Source organism: Bosea sp. 29B (assembly GCF_902506165.1).
GTDB lineage: Bacteria > Pseudomonadota > Alphaproteobacteria > Rhizobiales > Beijerinckiaceae > Allobosea.
Genome location: NZ_LR733817.1, coordinates 1,820,546 through 1,836,127 on the forward strand (window position 1 = coordinate 1,820,546; position 15,582 = coordinate 1,836,127).

A 15,582-nucleotide genomic window follows, 5' to 3' on the forward strand; every position below is an offset into this window, starting at 1 on the left:
CCGCGCCTCAGGCTTCGAGCCGCTTCATCACGATGGTGGCGTTGGTGCCACCGAAGCCGAAGGAGTTGGAGAGCACGCAGCCGAGCCCGGCATTGTCGATGCGCTTGCGCACGATCGGCATGTCGGCGAAGGCCGGGTCAAGCTCCCCGATATGGGCGCTTTCGCAGACGAAATCATTGTTGAGCATCAGCAGCGAGTAGATTGCCTCCTGCACGCCGGTGGCGCCCAGCGAATGGCCGGTCAGCGACTTGGTCGCCGAGATCGGCGGGCTCTTCTCGCCGGCGCCGAAGACTTCGCGGATCGCCTCGATCTCCTTGGCGTCGCCGACCGGGGTCGAGGTGCCGTGCGGGTTGATGTAGTCGATCTTGGCCTTCACGCCGTCGAGAGCCATGCGCATGCAGCGCACCGCGCCCTCGCCGGACGGGGCGACCATGTCGTAGCCATCCGAGGTCGCGCCATAGCCGACGATCTCGCCATAGATGCGGGCGCCGCGCGCCTTGGCGTGCTCGAGCTCCTCCAGCACGACGACGCCGGCGCCGCCGGCAATGACGAAGCCGTCGCGCTTCGCGTCATAGGCGCGCGAAGCCACTGCGGGGGTCTCGTTGAAGTCGGACGACATCGCGCCCATGCCGTCGAACAGCACGGAGAGCGTCCAGTCGAGCTCCTCGCAGCCGCCGGCGAAGATCACGTCCTGCTTGCCCCACTGGATCAGCTCATAGGCATTGCCGATGCAATGATTCGAGGTCGCGCAGGCCGAGGAGATCGAATAGTTGACGCCCTTGATCTTGAACCAGGTGGCGAGCGTCGCCGAGGCGGTCGAGGACATGCCCTTGGGTACCGCGAACGGGCCGACCTTCTTGGACGAGCCGCTCTCGCGGGCCTTGTCATAGGCATCGATCAGCGCGCGCGTCGAGGGACCGCCCGAGCCCATGATGATGCCGGTGCGGTCATGGCTGATCTCTTTGTCCTCGAGACCGGCGTCGCGGATGGCCTGCTCCATCGCGACCTGGTTCCAGGCCGAGCCGCCGCCATGGAAACGCATCGCGCGGCGGTCGAGCACGGTCGCGGGATCGAGCGTGGGCGCGCCGGCGACGCGGCTGCGGAAGCCGTGTTCGGCGAAATCCTGGGCATAGGAGATGCCGGACTTGGCCTCGCGCAGCGAGGCCAGCACTTCCTGCGTATTGTTGCCGATGGACGAGACGATGCCCATCCCGGTGACCACAACGCGTCTCATGCTGCTTCTCCGGCTCTTTGGTGACGGGCCGGGAGGCCAACCCCGGACCTATGATAGATCGACACCCGCGCAAATGGACCGCGCGGGCAGCGAAGGCAAGGCGTCGGGTTTATTTTGCTCAGGCTGCTTCGGGCTTGAACAGGCCGACGCGCATATCGGTGGTGGTATAGATACGCTTCCCATCCGCTTCGAGCCAGCCATCGGCGATGCCGAGGACGAGCTTGGACTTGAAGACGCGCTTGAAATCGACGCCGTAGACGACGTGCTTGACCGAGGGCAGCACCTGATCGGCGAACTTGACCTCGCCGACGCCGAGCGCGCGGCCGCGGCCCGGCAGGCCGAGCCAGCCGAGGAAGAAGCCGGTGAGCTGCCAGAGCGCATCGAGGCCGAGGCAGCCTGGCATCACCGGATCGCCCTTGAAGTGGCAGTCGAAGAACCAGAGATCCGGCCGGACGTCGAGCTCGGCGCGCACCATGCCCTTGCCATGCTCGCCGCCGGTCTCGCTGATCTCGGCGATGCGGTCGAACATCAGCATCGGCGGCAGCGGCAGCTGCGCATTGCCCGGCCCGAAGAGTTCACCACGCCCGCAAGCGAGGATCTCCTCGTAGCTGAATGACGATTGCCGCTCCATATCCGACTTCACTCCATTCCGGCCGCCCGTTATCCGGTGGCCAACTCCCGATGCAACGTGCCTAACACGGTGTCGCGGCGGAACGAAAGGGCGCAGGGGCGGTTGAACCGTGGAAGACCGAAGCCCGTTTCCCGCCGAGACGCCGCGCGCCAGTCTCTGAGAGGCGCCGCAATGCTTGCGGCTGGGCAGCCAAGGCCTTACATCGAATCTAAACGACGACGTCCCGATCATGGGGACCGGTTTCACGGAGACGACGCGCGGCATGGACGGCCTGACGCAGGACCAGGGCTACGGAGCGGACGCACGGCAGGGCTGCCCCTTCCATGATGTGCGCCAGAAGCTGCGCCGGGTGGGCCTGCGGCCGACGCGCCAGCGTGTCTCGCTCGGATGGCTGCTCTTCGCCAAGGGCGATCGGCACATCAGCGCCGAGATGCTCTATGAGGAAGCGATGAAGGCGCGCGTGCCGGTCTCGCTCGCGACGGTCTACAATACGCTGCACCAGTTCACGCAAGCTGGCCTGCTGCGCGAGCTCGCCATCGACGGCGCCAAGACCTTCTTCGACACCGACAATAGCGACCATCACCATTTCGTCGTCGATGGCGAGGACAAGGTCATCGACATCCCGGCCGCGGCGGTCGACGTCGCCGAATTGCCGCCGCCACCCCAGGGCTACGAGATCAGCCGGGTCGACGTCGTCGTCAGATTGCGCAAGATCGGCGGCTGAGGCTTGCCACGGCGCGGGCGTGTTTGGGGCTTCCACCACAATCAGCGTGTCGTCCCGGACAAGCCGCGAAGCGGCGCCGATCCGGGATCCATTCCGGAGCCTTTCCGATAGAGGTTCCGGAATGGGTCCCGGGTCTCCATACGGTCGCCCGGGACGACCCGCGTACTTTAAATCACAGCCCCTACTGCACCGTTTCGTTGGGATAGACGCCCCAGAGCCGGTCCTGCTTGATATAGCCGGACATCTTGCTCACCGTGACGCGGCACCAGGCATTCTGGCATGACTGCACATTGGCGATGACGCCGGGCTCGAGGGTCGCCACCACCGGCGCGCTCTCGCTGGTCGTCTCGCGCAGCGAGAAGGTCTCGCTCTTGTTCTTCGACCAGGGCGAGACCAGCACGGTGCGACGCCCCGAGAGCAGGCTGTGCAGCACCCAGCCCTCGGTGCCATCCGCATCGCGAACGCGGCGCCAGGTCTCGAATTCGGCGGTGATCTCGACCGGCAGGCCGGCGCGCTGGAACACCCAGCTGGTGCGATGCTCCTTCGACGGCCCCTCGCGCAGATTGACCCGGTCCGACTTCAGGCTGACATAGCGCGGCAGCGGCAGGCCGGAGACCGGGCCGTTGGCGACCTCCTGGGCCGAGCCCGGCATCGCCAGCAGGGCCAGGCCCACCGCAACCAGAAGGCCGAGCGCACTGCGCATCGTCTGAACCGTCATCCTACCCACTCCTCGCCTGCCCCGCTTCCGGCGCATTAGCGCCGAAGGGTCAGGTTGTGTTCCGCCGCAACGCTGCTAGAGAACGAAACGGCTGCCGACCGTCGAAACGGCCCGACTCAATTCCTGATGCGCCTCGGTTAATGGGGGGTTGAGGCGGAATGGCGACGCTGCGGCCACTGGTCGCGCCCGGCCGGGCGCAGCGCCGGCAGTATCGGAGCCTGAGGGGCATCAAGGAGCCGCCATGACGAAGAAAAAGCCCCTGGTCGTCGTTACGCGCAAGCTGCCAGCCGTGGTCGAGACGCGCATGCGTGAGCTCTTCGACGCCAGACTCAATCTCGACGACACGCCGATGAGCCAGGCCGCTTTGGTCGAGGCGATGAAGACCGCCGACGTGCTGGTCCCGACCGTGACCGACAAGATCGACGCCGGGCTGATCGCCCAGGCCGGCGAGCAATTGCGCCTGATCGCCAATTTCGGCAACGGCGTCGACAATATCGACGTCGCCAGCGCGGTGCAGCGCGGCATCACCGTGACCAACACGCCGGGTGTGCTGACAGACGACACCGCCGACATGACGATGGCGCTGATCCTCGCCGTCGCCCGGCGTATCGCCGAGGGCGCCCGCATCATCACCGACGACGAATGGGCCGGCTGGTCGCCGAACTGGATGCTGGGGCGCCGCATCACCGGCAAGCGCCTCGGCATCGTCGGCATGGGCCGGATCGGCCAGGCGCTGGCCAAGCGCGCCGCCGCCTTCGGCCTCTCGATCCACTACCACAACCGCCGCCGGCTCGACTCGCGCATCGAGGAAGCGCTCGACGCGACCTACTGGGATTCGCTCGACCAGATGCTGGCGCGCATGGACGTCGTCTCGGTCAACTGCCCGCACACGCCGGCGACCTATCATCTGCTCTCGGCCCGCCGGCTCAAGCTGATGAAGCCCGACGCCATCCTGGTGAACACGGCGCGCGGCGAGATCGTCGACGAATCCGCGCTGTCGCGCATGCTGGAAGCCGGCGAACTCGCCGGCGCCGGCCTCGACGTGTTCGAGCACGAGCCGGCGGTCAACCCGCGCCTGCTCAAGCTCGCCCGCCAGCACCGTGTCGTCGTGCTGCCGCATATGGGCTCGGCCACCCATGAGGGCCGCGCCGACATGGGCGAGAAGGTCATCGTCAACATCAAGACCTTCATGGACGGGCATAAGCCGCCGGATCGCGTCCTGCCCAGCATGCTCTGAGACGTCTACCGGGACGGCCGCCTGACGCGACCGTCTGCGCTTCCGGTGCTCACGTACTGATGTACGCTCCGCTCCGGTTCTCGAGGCCGCGCCAGTCGACTCGCCCCGGCGACGTCTGGCTCGCAACCAAATCATCGTTCACGCCGCCTCGGACCGCGCTCCGGGGCGGTAGCGGCATTCCGACAGGGCATCGAGCTCGCCAAGATCGGCTGCATGGCGGCGGCCCCAGTCGCACAGGGTCGCGATCACCGGGGCGAGGCTCTGGCCGAGTGGCGTCGCCGTATAATCGACGCGTATCGGCACCTGCGCGAAGACTTCGCGGCTGACGAGCCCGTGCTCCTCCATCTCGCGCAATTGCTGGATCAGCACCTTCTGGGTGATCGGCGGAATGCGCTTCTGCAGCTCCGAAAGGCGCTTGGGGCCGTCGAAGAGCTGGTACAGGATCACCGCCTTCCAGCGGCCGGAGATCACCTTGAGCGCCCGCTCGACCGGCAGCATCGGCAGGCGCTTCATCGGATCGGCCATGCTCACCTCTTTGTCTGCTGCAAACAAATCGGTGTGTAGTCACCGGCCGGCATCCTAGCCCAGAACGCAGCCCACGCTCATCCCCTTCGCGTGAGGCCTGCCATGAAAGCCATCCAGTACAGCCGCTTCGGTGGCCCCGACGTGCTCGAGATCGTCGAGATCGCGGCGCCCTCGCCCGGTCCCGGCGAGGTGCTGATCACGGTCGGCGCCGTCGGCGTCAACTTCTTCGAGGTGATGATGCGGCAGGACCGTTATGCGGTGACGCCGCCGCTGCCCTTCATTCCCGGCGTCGAGATCGCCGGCACGATCGCCGCGCTCGGCGAAGGCGTCACCAGCCTCTCGGTCGGCGACCGCGTCGCCGCTGCGCTCTATGTCGCCGGCGTGCCGAGCGGCGGCTATGCCGAACAGGTCGCGATCCGCGCCGACGTGGTCGTGCGCCTGCCGAACGAGATCTCCTTTGCGGCCGCCACGGCGCTGCAGGTCCAGGGGCTGACCGCGCTGCATCTGCTGCGCAGCCACCCGGCGGCGGGGAAGACTGTCCTGATCAGCGCCGCGGCCGGCGGCGTCGGCAGCTTGGTGGTCCAGCTGGCCAAGCGTGGCGGCGCCAGGCGGGTCATCGCCATGGCGAGCTCGGCCGAGAAATTGGCGCTGGCGCAGGAACTCGGGGCCGATGCCGGCGTCGACTATACGAAAGCCGATTGGCCCGAGCAGGTCCGCGCCCTGACCGACGGTGCGGGTCCCGATCTGGTCTTCGACGCATCCGGCGGCAACATCCCGGCGCAATGCCTCGCCTTGCTCGCGCCGTTCGGCCGGCTCGTGCTCTACGGTCCGCTGTCGCTCGCCGACTTCCGGCCGGATGCCGAGGCACTGAAGGCCCTGATCTTCGGCAACCGGACGATCGCCGGCTTCTCGCTGCTGCCCCATCTGGCGCCCGAGCGCCTCGCAAGCGAGCTCGGCGAGCTGTTCAGGCTGACGATCTCGGGCGAGCTGAGGCTGCTGCCTGGCCAAAGCTTTCCGCTGGCACAGGCGAGCGCCGCTCATGCAGCGCTGGAAAGCCGGCAAACCGCCGGCAAGCTGGTGCTGCTGCCCTGACGGGGCTCAGCTGGCGCGGGCGGTGGCGAACTGGCCGGACTTGCGGAAGCGCCAGAGATAGCCGGGCACCTCGGCCTCGGCCGAGACCGGCGTGATGCCGAGCCCGTGCAAGGTGCGGCCTTCCTTCTCCGCCGTCGTCGAGACGACATTGTCGCTCCCGAGCAGGTTGACCTGGTCGCGCGTCAGGATGAGTTCGTTCGGCAGCAGACCAAGCGTCAGCATGTCGGCGAGTTCGAGGACCTGGCCCTGCAGGCGGGCGAGGCCGAAGGGCATCGGCGCGATCAGGCGCTTGCGGCCGGTGACCTCGCAGACATAGTCGACCAACTCGCGCAGCGTCTTCACCTCGGGACCGCCGAGCTCGTAGGCCTTGCCGGCCTCGACCTTGCCGTCGACGGCGAGCGCGATCGCCTCGGCGACGTCGCCGACGAAGACCGGCTGGAACTTCGTCTCGGCACCGGCGAGCGGCAGCACCGGCAGCATGCGCACCAGCGAGGCGAAGCGGTTGAAGAAGGTGTCCTCCGGCCCGAACATCACCGAGGGGCGCAGCACGATCGCCTGCTTGACCAGGGCATGGGCGGCCCCCTCGCCCTCCGCCTTGCTGCGGGCATAGGCGGATGTCGATTCAGCGTCGGCACCGAGCGCCGAGACCTGGATCAGCCGGTCGACGCCGAACTGCGCGCAGGCCTGCGCGACCGTGCGGGCGCCCTGCGCCTGCACCGAGGAGAAATTCTGCCGGCCCTTCTCGCGCATGATGCCCACGAGGTTGATCACCGCGTCGGCTCCCTTGACGGCGGCCGCGACCGAATCGGGATAGCGCAGATTGGCCTGGACCGCGGTGACCTGGCCGACGATGCCGAGCGGCTGCAGGAAGCCGGCGAGGTCCGGGCGGCGCACCGCGGCGCGCACGCGATAACCGCGCCGCGCCAGCGCCCGCACGACATGGCGCCCGAGGAAGCCCGAGCCGCCGAAGACCGTGACGAGTTGCGAAGCGGGAGGCAGGACCGTCATGGTGACGCGAAGCTCCGTTTGGAAGCGCTGAAAACTGGCTCTATTATGCCTGTCCTAGTTCATCGCAGCGCGGCTGTGAAGGCGGCGCGACGCCGCCCGCAGCGCGGCCGATGCACTATTGTCAAAAAGCCGGCTTCGCCCGTTGACAGGTGCGTTCGGCCCCCGTAAACGAACCGCCGTTGCCCAGGTGGCGGAATTGGTAGACGCACCAGCTTCAGGTGCTGGCGCTCGCAAGGGCGTGGAGGTTCGAGTCCTCTCCTGGGCACCATTTTTCTCGAGGGTTCTACCAAGCCCTTGAGACGGAAGATGTTTCCTTCCGCATCGTCGATGAGCTGCCGCCCGCCCGGTGTAGCCGGGCGGCGCAGTTCGCCTTGGGCCGCATTGCCCTGATAGGCGCTCCGATCACAGCTTTCTCCAGCTTCCCGCCGACGCCTCCAATGGCGGCCGGCTAGGCCGCCGACATGGATCGGCGGAGGGTATCCGCAAACCCATATCGTCAGGCAGCGGATGCCTTGGCAGCCCAGCCTGTCAATCGGCTGGCGCGTCCGGCCCGTCATTGCCGATGCCGGCCATGGCCTCCTCGAGCTCGGCGAGCAGGTCCTGCAGCTGGCCGAGCCTGTCCTCGCCGAAACGCTGGCTGATCTCGCGGTAGATCGCTTCCGACACCGGCGTGACAGTGTCGATCAACTCGGTACCGGAGGGGCTGAGTGAGATCATCCAGCGGCGCAGATCGGCCGGATCGGGCTCGCGCCGGATCAGGCCGCGCTGGTCGAGATCGACAAGGATCCGCGACAGGCTGGGGCCGAGCAGGAAGGTCGCCCGCGCCAGCTCCGCCACCTCCATCTGCGGCTTGGTGCTGAGCGCGCGCAGCACGCGCCATTGCTGCTCAGTGACGCCGAATTCGCGCAGCGACTTGCGGAAATGCCGCATGACCGATTCGCGCGCCCGCAGCAGCGACATCGGCAGCGACTTGGAGAAGTGGCGCAGCCTGAGCCGGGTCGCGGCGGGGCTGCTGGCGCCTGCGGTCTTGTCGTCGGTCAAACCTGAAATCCAGCGTGAGTCGCCGGCACCCTAGCCCGCCCGACGGTCCACGCCAAACGCAGTCGAACCGCGCTTGCGTGCATTAATTTAACATGTTATCTAATTTGGGCATTGGGAGGTGCGCTTGCCCCATATCGTCATCGAATACTCCGCCAATCTGGAGGACGAGCTCGCCCCGATGCGGCTGGTCGAGGCGTTGCACGCCGCCGCGCTGGAGACCGGCGTCTTCCCGCTGGCCGGCCTCAGGACCCGCGCCGAGCGGCGGGAACTCTATCGGATCGCCGATGGCGACCCCGATCACATCTTCATCGCCGTGAGCGTGCGGATCGGCGAGGGGCGCGACGCCGCGACCCGCCGGCGCGTCGCCGATGTCCTGATGGCGGTACTCGAACGCGAGACCGCCAAAACGTTCCAGCGCCGTGGCCTCGCGCTCAGCCTCGATGTCGCCGAGATCGACGGAACCGCGTCGCTGAAGACCAACAACCTGCACCACCGCCTGAAAGCGAGGGCGAAGCCATGACCGCGACCGACACCAAGCTCACCGCCAACCTCGCAAAGGCGAGCCAGGCAATGGCGCGCTTCACGCGCGGGACCGTGCCGCATCTGATCGCCGGCGAGACCGTTCTCTCGGCTTCTGGCGCGACCTTCGAGACGCTCGATCCGACCACCAACGAGCGTCAGGCCATCGTTGCCGCCGGCGACAGGGCGGAAATCGATCGCGCCGCAGCAGCAGCACGCAAGGCATTCCCCGCCTGGAAGAACGCCTCGGGCGCCAAGCGCCGCGCCGTACTGCACGCGATCGCCGATGCGATCGAGGCGCGGGCGGAGGAGATCGCTCTGGTCGAGAGCAGCGACAGCGGCCAGGCCATCCGCTTCATGGCGAAGGCGGCGCTGCGCGGGGCCGAGAATTTCCGCTTCTATGCCGACCGCGCGCCGGAAGCCGGCAACGGCCTGTCGCTGCCGGATGAGGGCCATATCAACTACACGCTGCGCCAGCCGATCGGCCCGGTGGGCGTGATCACGCCCTGGAACACGCCGTTCATGCTCTCGACCTGGAAGATCGCGCCGGCGCTCGCCGCCGGCTGCACGGTCGTCCACAAGCCGGCCGAGTGGTCGCCGCTGTCAGCCACGCTGCTCGGCGAGATCATGGACGAGACCATCCGCGCCCATGGCTTTCCGGCCGGCGTGGTCAACGTCGTCCATGGTCTCGGCGAGAGCGCCGGCAAGGCGCTGACCGAGCACCCGGACATCAAGGCGGTCGCCTTCGTCGGCGAGACGACGACCGGCCAGCACATCATGCGTCAGGGGGCGGAGACGCTGAAGCGCGTCCATTTCGAGCTCGGTGGCAAGAACCCGGTGATCGTGTTCGAGGATGCCGATCTCGACCGTGCCCTCGATGCCGTCCTGTTCATGATCTACTCGCTCAATGGCGAGCGCTGCACCTCGTCCTCACGTGCGCTCGTCCAGCGTTCGATCTACGACGCCTTCTCCGCCAAGGTCAGTGAGCGGGTAAAGCGCCTGCGCGTCGGGCATCCGCTCGATCCGGTGACCGAGATCGGGCCGCTGATCCATCCCCGCCATGCCGACAAGGTGCTGTCCTATCCCGCTCTGGCGAAGGGGGAGGGTGCCCGCATCGCGTGCGGCGGCGGCCGCGCGCTGGACGGCGCCGGCAACTATGTCGAGCCGACGCTCTATCTTAATGCCGGCAACGGCATGCGGATCGCGCAGGAGGAGATCTTCGGGCCGGTGCTGACCATGATCCCATTCGAGGACGAGGCCGAGGCGATCGCCATCGCCAACGACGTCCAGTACGGGCTCGCCGGCTATATCTGGACCCGTGATGTCGGCCGCGCCCATCGCGTCGCACGCGATCTCGAAGCCGGGATGATCTGGGTCAACTCGGAGAATGTCCGCCATCTGCCGACGCCGTTCGGCGGAGTGAAGTCATCCGGCATCGGCCGCGATGGCGGCGACTATTCCTTCGACTTCTACATGGAGACGAAGAACGTCGCCGTGGCCTTCGATACCCACCAGGTGCCGCGGCTGGGAGCCTGACGCTGCGGCCAAGAAAACAGCAAAGAACGATCTCCAGGAGGAACCATGCCCGTCCCGTCCAGCGTCCTCAACCCGCCCTTTCACGTCGTGCGGCTGAACCATGTCGTGCTGACGGTGTGTGACCTTGCCGCCGCCAAGGCGTTCTGGGGCGATACGCTCGGCCTGCAGCTCACGCAGGAGACGCCGGAACGGCTCTATTTCCGGGCGATGGAGGAGCGCGGCCATCACTGCATCGTCCTTGAGAAGGCGGCCGAGCCCAGCGCCCGTCATCTCGGCTTCAAGGTCTTCTCCGAGGAAGACCTCGACAAAGCCCAGCACTTCTTCCGGGCCAAAGGCCTCAAAGCCGAGTTCGTCGAGGAGCCCTATCAGGGGCGGACCCTGCGCACGGCCGATCCGCTTGGCGTACCGCTGGAATTCTACTTCCGCATGGACAAGCTGCCGTCGGTCCACCAGAAATACGCGCTCTACAAGGGGGTGAAGCCCCTGCGCATCGACCATTTCAATTGCTTCTCGGACGATGTCGACGCCTCGGTCGCGTTCTACAACGAGATCGGCTTCCGGGTGACCGAATACACCGAGAACGAGGACCGGAGCCGGCTCTGGGCCGCCTGGATGCATCGCAAGGGCGGCGTCCACGACATGGCCTTCACCCATGGCATCGGGCCGCGCCTGCACCATGTCGCCTTCTGGGTGCCGACGCCGCTCAGCATCATCGATCTGCTCGATCTGATGGCGACCACCGGCTATGTCGGCAATATCGAGCGCGGCCCGGGTCGCCACGGCATCTCCAACGCCTTCTTCCTCTATGTCCGCGACCCCGACGGCCATCGCATCGAGATCTATTGCTCGGACTATCAGACGATCGATCCCGACCACGAACCGATCCGCTGGGACCTGCGCGATCCGCAGCGCCAGACCCTGTGGGGCGCTCCCGCGCCGAAGAGCTGGTTCGAGGAAGGGACCGTCTTCGAGGGCATACCCTTGCGCCAGCCGGCCTATGCTGCGTCTCCGATCATCGCAGCCTGACCAGCGAAAGAACCCGACAATCGAGGACGCAGTTGCCCGCAATTCGGCTGACGGCTGGGTCTGCGCGAGCAGGCCGCTGACATAGGCATGAAGGAGAACCGGCGCTGTCCGGCTCCGACCGAGGCTCTGAAAGAGAGGCTGACCGACTTCAGCACCCTCGAGCCCGACAAGATCGGGCAGATCGTCGGCTCGTTGAGCGAGAAGACCGGCCCCAAGGTCCGCAGCGCGCTTTCGCCCAGACGGAACGTTGAGCGATGCGCGCTACCGGCTCCATGACGATCTTGCTACGACGATCACAGCGCAATGGCAGCATTGTCGATCGGAGGTCGCTTGAGCATCCGTCGCCATCTCGGTTCCTGGGACTATGTCATCGTCGGCGCGGGTTCGGCGGGCTGCGTGCTCGCCAACCGCCTCAGCGCCGATCCGCGCAAGCGCGTGCTGCTGCTCGAGGCCGGCGGCTCGGATAATTACCACTGGATCCATATCCCGGTCGGCTATCTCTACTGCATGGGCAACCCCAGAACCGATTGGGGTTACAGCACGGCGCAGGAAAAGGGCCTCAACGGGCGTGTCCTCGCCTATCCGCGCGGCAAGGTCCTCGGCGGCTGCTCGTCGATCAACGGCATGATCTACATGCGCGGGCAGGCGGCCGACTATGACGGCTGGCGCCAGCTCGGCAATCCCGGCTGGGGCTGGGACGAGGTCCTGCCGCTGTTCTGCAAATCCGAGCGGCATCACAATCTGACCGGACCGTTCCATGGCCAGGAAGGCGAGCTGCGGGTCGAGCGCCAGCGCCTGTCCTGGCCGATCCTCGATGCCGTGCGCGAGGCCGCCGAGGAGATCGGCGTGCCGAAGATCGACGATTTCAACGCCGGCGACAATTTCGGCTCGGCCTATTTCGAGGTGAACCAGAAGGCCGGCTTCCGCTTCAACGCGGTGCGCGCCTTCCTGAGCCCGGTGCGCAATCGCAGCAATCTGACGGTGCTGACGCAGGCGCAGGCCGAGCGCATCGTCTTCTCCGGCAAGCGCGCCAGCGGGCTCGAGCTGCGTCTCAAGGGCGAGCCCGTCCAGCTCGACGCCGCCGGCGAGCTGATCCTCTCGGCGGGGGCGATCGGCACGCCGCAATTGCTGCAGCTCTCCGGCGTCGGGCCGGGCGCGCTGCTGTCGCAGCACGGCATCGATGTCAGGCATGAACTGCCCGGCGTCGGCGAGAACCTGCAAGACCATCTCCAGATCCGCACCGTCTTCAGGATCACGGGCGCGAGAACGCTGAACGAGCGCCAGGCGAGCCTGTTGGGCAAGGCGGGCATCGCACTCGAATATGCGCTGCGCCGTTCGGGGCCGATGGCGATGGCGCCGAGCCAGCTCGGCATCTTCATGCGCTCAGATGAGCGTTTCGCCACGCCCAACATCGAATTCCATGTCCAGCCGCTCTCATTGGAGCGCTTCGGCCAGCCGCTCGACGCCTTTCCGGCAATCACGGTCTCGGTCTGCAATCTCAGGCCGGATTCGCGCGGCCACGTCCGGATCGTCTCGGCGGATCCCTTCGCGCATCCGAACATTGCGCCGAATTATCTCTCGGCCGACAGCGATCGTGAGGTCGCCGCGGCCTCGATCACGGCGGCGCGGCGCCTGATGGCGACAGGGCGGATGCAGGCGTTCAAGCCGGAAGAGCTCAAGCCCGGCATCGCCGTTCAGGAGCCTGCCGAACTTGCGCAGGCAGCAGGCGACATCGCCACCACCATCTTCCATCCGGTCGGAACCGCGAAAATGGGCATCGATGCGATGGCGGTGGTCAATCCTGAGCTACGCGTGCACGGTCTCGAAGGCTTGCGCGTCGTCGACTGCTCGATCATGCCGACGATCGTCTCGGGCAACACCCACGCACCGGCTGTGATGATCGCCGAGAAGGCGGCGCAGCTCATGACTTCGCGTGCGTAGCCGCTTTGCGCCCGGAGTAGCGAGGCGGTAAACTCACTTGCCCTGCTCAGTGTAAGCGCTATCATCCCTTCTCTGCATGGAGGCATCGGGGTGTGACGCCGTTGAAAGCAATTCGCGGCCCGAGCCTGTTCATCGCCCAATATCTCGGCCCGGCTCCGTTCTTTTCCAATATTGATGGCGTTTCCCGTTTCGCGATACAGGAAGGCTTCAAGGCGCTGCAGGTGCCGGTCCACGACAGCGCGATCATCGACACTGAGCGCCTGGAAGACAGCGGTTACATCGACAACTGGCGCGCGATCATCGAGCGCCACGGCCTGGTGGTGAGCGAGATCGCGGCGCATCGCGCCGGCCAATTGCTGGCGGTCCATCCGGCCTATGACGGAGTCATGGACGCGTTCGCGCCCGCCGAGCTGCGCGGCAGCCCGGCGGCGCGCCAACAATGGGCCGAGCAGGAGTTGCGGCGCGCCATCACGCTCGCGGCCCGCATCGGCGCCGGCAAGCTCGCGACCTTTTCGGGCAGCCTGCTCTGGCCGTTCTTCTATCCCTACCCGCCGGCCCCGCCCGGCCTGATCGAGCGCGGCTTTGCGGCGCTGGCGGCGCGCTGGCGCCCACTGCTCGATTACGCCGACAGCCTCGATGTCGACATCTGCTTCGAGCTGCATCCGGGCCAGGACCTGCATGACGGCGCGACGTTTGCCGTCTTCCTCGACCGCGTCGACCACCATCCTCGCGCCAGGCTGCTCTATGACCCCAGCCATCTCAGGCTGCAGCATCTCGACTATCTCGGCTTCATCGACCGCTGGCACAGCCGCATCGCCGCCTTCCATGTCAAGGATGCCGAGTTCCGCCCGAGCCCGGATCGCGGCGTTTATGGCGGCTATGGCGACTGGATCGACCGCCCAGGCCGCTTCCGCAGCCCGGGCGACGGCGACATCGACTTTGCCGGCATCTTCAGCAGCCTGACCCGCTACGGCTATGACGGCTGGGCCGTGCTCGAATGGGAGTGCTGCCTGAAGAACGCCTTCGACGGCGCACGCGAGGGGGCGCGCTTCATCGCCGACCACATCATCCAGACCACGCAGCGCGACTTCGACGCAGGCATGCGCCGCGCCGCGCCGCCTGACGAGCTCGACCGCATTCTGGGGCTGAAACCATGAGCGAAGGTAATCCCGTCTTCACCGCCCTCGGGCGGCCGATCCGCTTGGGCATTCTCGGCGGCGCCCCGCCCTCGATGATCGGCCCAGCGCATCGCATGGCGGCTGCGCTCGACGGCCGCTTCAGCCTCGTCGCCGGCATGATGTCGTCGAAGCCGGAGCGCTCCCGTCGCGAAGGGCTCGCGATCGGCCTCGCCGAAGAGCGCTGCTATGGCTCGCTCGATGAACTGCTGGCGCGGGAGAAGGCGCGCCCTGACGGCGTCGAGGCCCTCGCCATCATCACCCCCAACGACAGCCACACCGCCTATTGCAAGGCGGCCTTCGCGGCCGGGCTCGACGTCATGGTCGAGAAACCGCTGTGCAACGATCTCGGCGAGGCGCGCGAGCTCGCCGCGTTGGCGCGCGAGAGCGGCGTCGCAGTGGCGCTGACACACACCTATTCCGGCTATCCGATGCTGCGCGAGATGCGCGCGCGCATCCTGGCCGGGCAGATCGGCGCCGTGCGTCTCATTCAGATCGACTACCTCGCCGGCGGCAATGCGACGCTGGTCGAGGCGACGCCGGAAGGCGCCGCGCGCTGGCGGCTCAACCCCGAGATCAGCGGCCCCTCGCTCATCCTCGGCGATATCGGCACCCACGCCCACCATCTCGTCGGCTTCGTCACCGGCGAGCCGATGGCGAGCGTTTCCGCCGAGGTCGGCACGCTGGTGCCCGGCCGCAAGGTCCACGACATCGCGCAGATCCGCTTCCGGCAGGCAGGCGGCGCCCGCGGCCGGATCGAGCTCAGCAATGCCGCGGCCGGCGCGTCAAACCTCTTCACCATCCGAATTTTCGGAGAGACCGGCTATCTCGCTTGGAGCCATGGCGCGCCCAATGAACTGCTGCTGGGCCGGCTCAATGGCGACATCGTCGTGACCGGCGCCGGCCGGCCCGACCTCTCTGCGGCGGCGCGGGATGCAACCCGGCTGTCGCGCCCCGGCCATCCCGAGGGGCTGATCGAGGCGATCGCCAATCTCTATATCGGCTTCGCCGACCTCATCCTGGCGCGGCGCGGGCTCAGGCCCGCCACCGACATGGCCAGGCTGACGCCCTCGATCGAGGACGGCGTCGCCGGCCTCGCCTTCGTCATGGCCTGTCTCGAAAGCTCTGCCGCCGGCGGCGCCTCCACTCCCCTCGCATCCAGCCTCTAGCGGAGC

At 67.1% G+C, this 15,582-nt stretch carries 15 protein-coding genes and 1 tRNA gene; 10 read left to right on the forward strand and 6 right to left on the reverse strand.

The features are described 5' to 3' along the window. Positions 1–7 precede the first annotated feature (7 nt). Both fabB and fabA read right to left on the reverse strand, forming a co-directional pair. On the reverse strand, positions 8–1,234 hold the full coding sequence (gene fabB / locus GV161_RS08845) for a beta-ketoacyl-ACP synthase I (protein WP_152015062.1): 1,227 nt from the start codon (positions 1,232–1,234) through the stop codon (positions 8–10). Between the two features lie 118 nt (positions 1,235–1,352). Continuing rightward, positions 1,353–1,865: a 3-hydroxyacyl-[acyl-carrier-protein] dehydratase FabA gene (gene fabA / locus GV161_RS08850; RefSeq protein ID WP_152015061.1), complete on the reverse strand. Its 513-nt coding sequence runs from the start codon at positions 1,863–1,865 to the stop codon at positions 1,353–1,355. Between the two features lie 262 nt (positions 1,866–2,127). Between fabA and irr the strand changes: the two genes are divergently transcribed. Next, positions 2,128–2,589, forward strand: a complete 462-nt coding sequence (irr, locus tag GV161_RS08855) for a Fur family transcriptional regulator Irr (protein WP_193219569.1) — start codon at positions 2,128–2,130, stop codon at positions 2,587–2,589. 181 nt (positions 2,590–2,770) lie between these two features. On the opposite strand, the gene GV161_RS08860 is transcribed toward irr, so the two are convergent. Continuing rightward, positions 2,771–3,241 carry an SH3 domain-containing protein gene (locus GV161_RS08860; protein ID WP_244624191.1) on the reverse strand — a complete coding sequence of 157 codons (471 nt, stop codon included), beginning with the start codon at positions 3,239–3,241 and terminating at the stop codon, positions 2,771–2,773. A 307-nt stretch (positions 3,242–3,548) separates the two neighbouring features. On the opposite strand from GV161_RS08860, the gene GV161_RS08865 reads away from it, so the two are divergent. Continuing rightward, positions 3,549–4,544 carry a D-glycerate dehydrogenase gene (locus GV161_RS08865; protein WP_152015058.1) on the forward strand — a complete coding sequence of 332 codons (996 nt, stop codon included), beginning with the start codon at positions 3,549–3,551 and terminating at the stop codon, positions 4,542–4,544. 138 nt (positions 4,545–4,682) lie between these two features. On the opposite strand, the gene GV161_RS08870 is transcribed toward GV161_RS08865, so the two are convergent. Next, positions 4,683–5,069, reverse strand: coding sequence for a helix-turn-helix domain-containing protein (locus GV161_RS08870; RefSeq protein ID WP_152015057.1), 387 nt, complete (start codon positions 5,067–5,069; stop codon positions 4,683–4,685). A gap of 102 nt (positions 5,070–5,171) precedes the next feature. On the opposite strand from GV161_RS08870, the gene GV161_RS08875 reads away from it, so the two are divergent. Continuing rightward, positions 5,172–6,161, forward strand: a complete 990-nt coding sequence (locus GV161_RS08875; RefSeq protein ID WP_152015056.1) for a zinc-binding dehydrogenase — start codon at positions 5,172–5,174, stop codon at positions 6,159–6,161. A gap of 6 nt (positions 6,162–6,167) precedes the next feature. Here the strand turns inward: GV161_RS08875 and GV161_RS08880 are convergent, their stop codons facing one another. Then, positions 6,168–7,169 carry a complex I NDUFA9 subunit family protein gene (locus tag GV161_RS08880; RefSeq protein ID WP_152015055.1) on the reverse strand — a complete coding sequence of 334 codons (1,002 nt, stop codon included), beginning with the start codon at positions 7,167–7,169 and terminating at the stop codon, positions 6,168–6,170. Positions 7,170–7,350: 181 nt separating this feature from the next. On the opposite strand from GV161_RS08880, the gene GV161_RS08885 reads away from it, so the two are divergent. Further along, positions 7,351–7,437, forward strand: a tRNA-Leu gene (locus tag GV161_RS08885). Positions 7,438–7,697: 260 nt separating this feature from the next. Here GV161_RS08885 and hpaR read toward each other — a convergent pair. Next, positions 7,698–8,129 carry a homoprotocatechuate degradation operon regulator HpaR gene (gene hpaR / locus GV161_RS08890; RefSeq protein WP_152016191.1) on the reverse strand — a complete coding sequence of 144 codons (432 nt, stop codon included), beginning with the start codon at positions 8,127–8,129 and terminating at the stop codon, positions 7,698–7,700. A gap of 205 nt (positions 8,130–8,334) precedes the next feature. Between hpaR and GV161_RS08895 the strand changes: the two genes are divergently transcribed. The 6 genes from GV161_RS08895 to GV161_RS08920 all read left to right on the forward strand — a co-directional run bounded on the left by GV161_RS08895 (position 8,335) and on the right by GV161_RS08920 (position 15,576). Beyond that, the gene (locus GV161_RS08895; protein WP_159650144.1) at positions 8,335–8,730 is read left to right on the forward strand and encodes a 5-carboxymethyl-2-hydroxymuconate isomerase; all 396 of its coding nucleotides are present in this window, start codon (positions 8,335–8,337) and stop codon (positions 8,728–8,730) included. Beyond that, positions 8,727–10,265, forward strand: a complete 1,539-nt coding sequence (gene hpaE, locus GV161_RS08900; RefSeq protein WP_152015053.1) for a 5-carboxymethyl-2-hydroxymuconate semialdehyde dehydrogenase — start codon at positions 8,727–8,729, stop codon at positions 10,263–10,265. Before GV161_RS08895 ends, hpaE begins: the two co-directional genes overlap by 4 nt. Positions 10,266–10,310: 45 nt before the next feature. Beyond that, positions 10,311–11,291: a 3,4-dihydroxyphenylacetate 2,3-dioxygenase gene (gene hpaD, locus GV161_RS08905; RefSeq protein ID WP_152015052.1), complete on the forward strand. Its 981-nt coding sequence runs from the start codon at positions 10,311–10,313 to the stop codon at positions 11,289–11,291. Positions 11,292–11,621: 330 nt separating this feature from the next. Next, the gene (locus tag GV161_RS08910) at positions 11,622–13,232 is read left to right on the forward strand and encodes a GMC family oxidoreductase N-terminal domain-containing protein (protein ID WP_244624120.1); all 1,611 of its coding nucleotides are present in this window, start codon (positions 11,622–11,624) and stop codon (positions 13,230–13,232) included. 92 nt (positions 13,233–13,324) lie between these two features. Further along, positions 13,325–14,389, forward strand: coding sequence for a sugar phosphate isomerase/epimerase family protein (locus tag GV161_RS08915; protein WP_348521251.1), 1,065 nt, complete (start codon positions 13,325–13,327; stop codon positions 14,387–14,389). Next, positions 14,386–15,576 carry a Gfo/Idh/MocA family oxidoreductase gene (locus GV161_RS08920; protein WP_152015050.1) on the forward strand — a complete coding sequence of 397 codons (1,191 nt, stop codon included), beginning with the start codon at positions 14,386–14,388 and terminating at the stop codon, positions 15,574–15,576. The genes GV161_RS08915 and GV161_RS08920 overlap by 4 nt, the downstream gene beginning before the upstream one ends. Positions 15,577–15,582 lie beyond the last annotated feature (6 nt).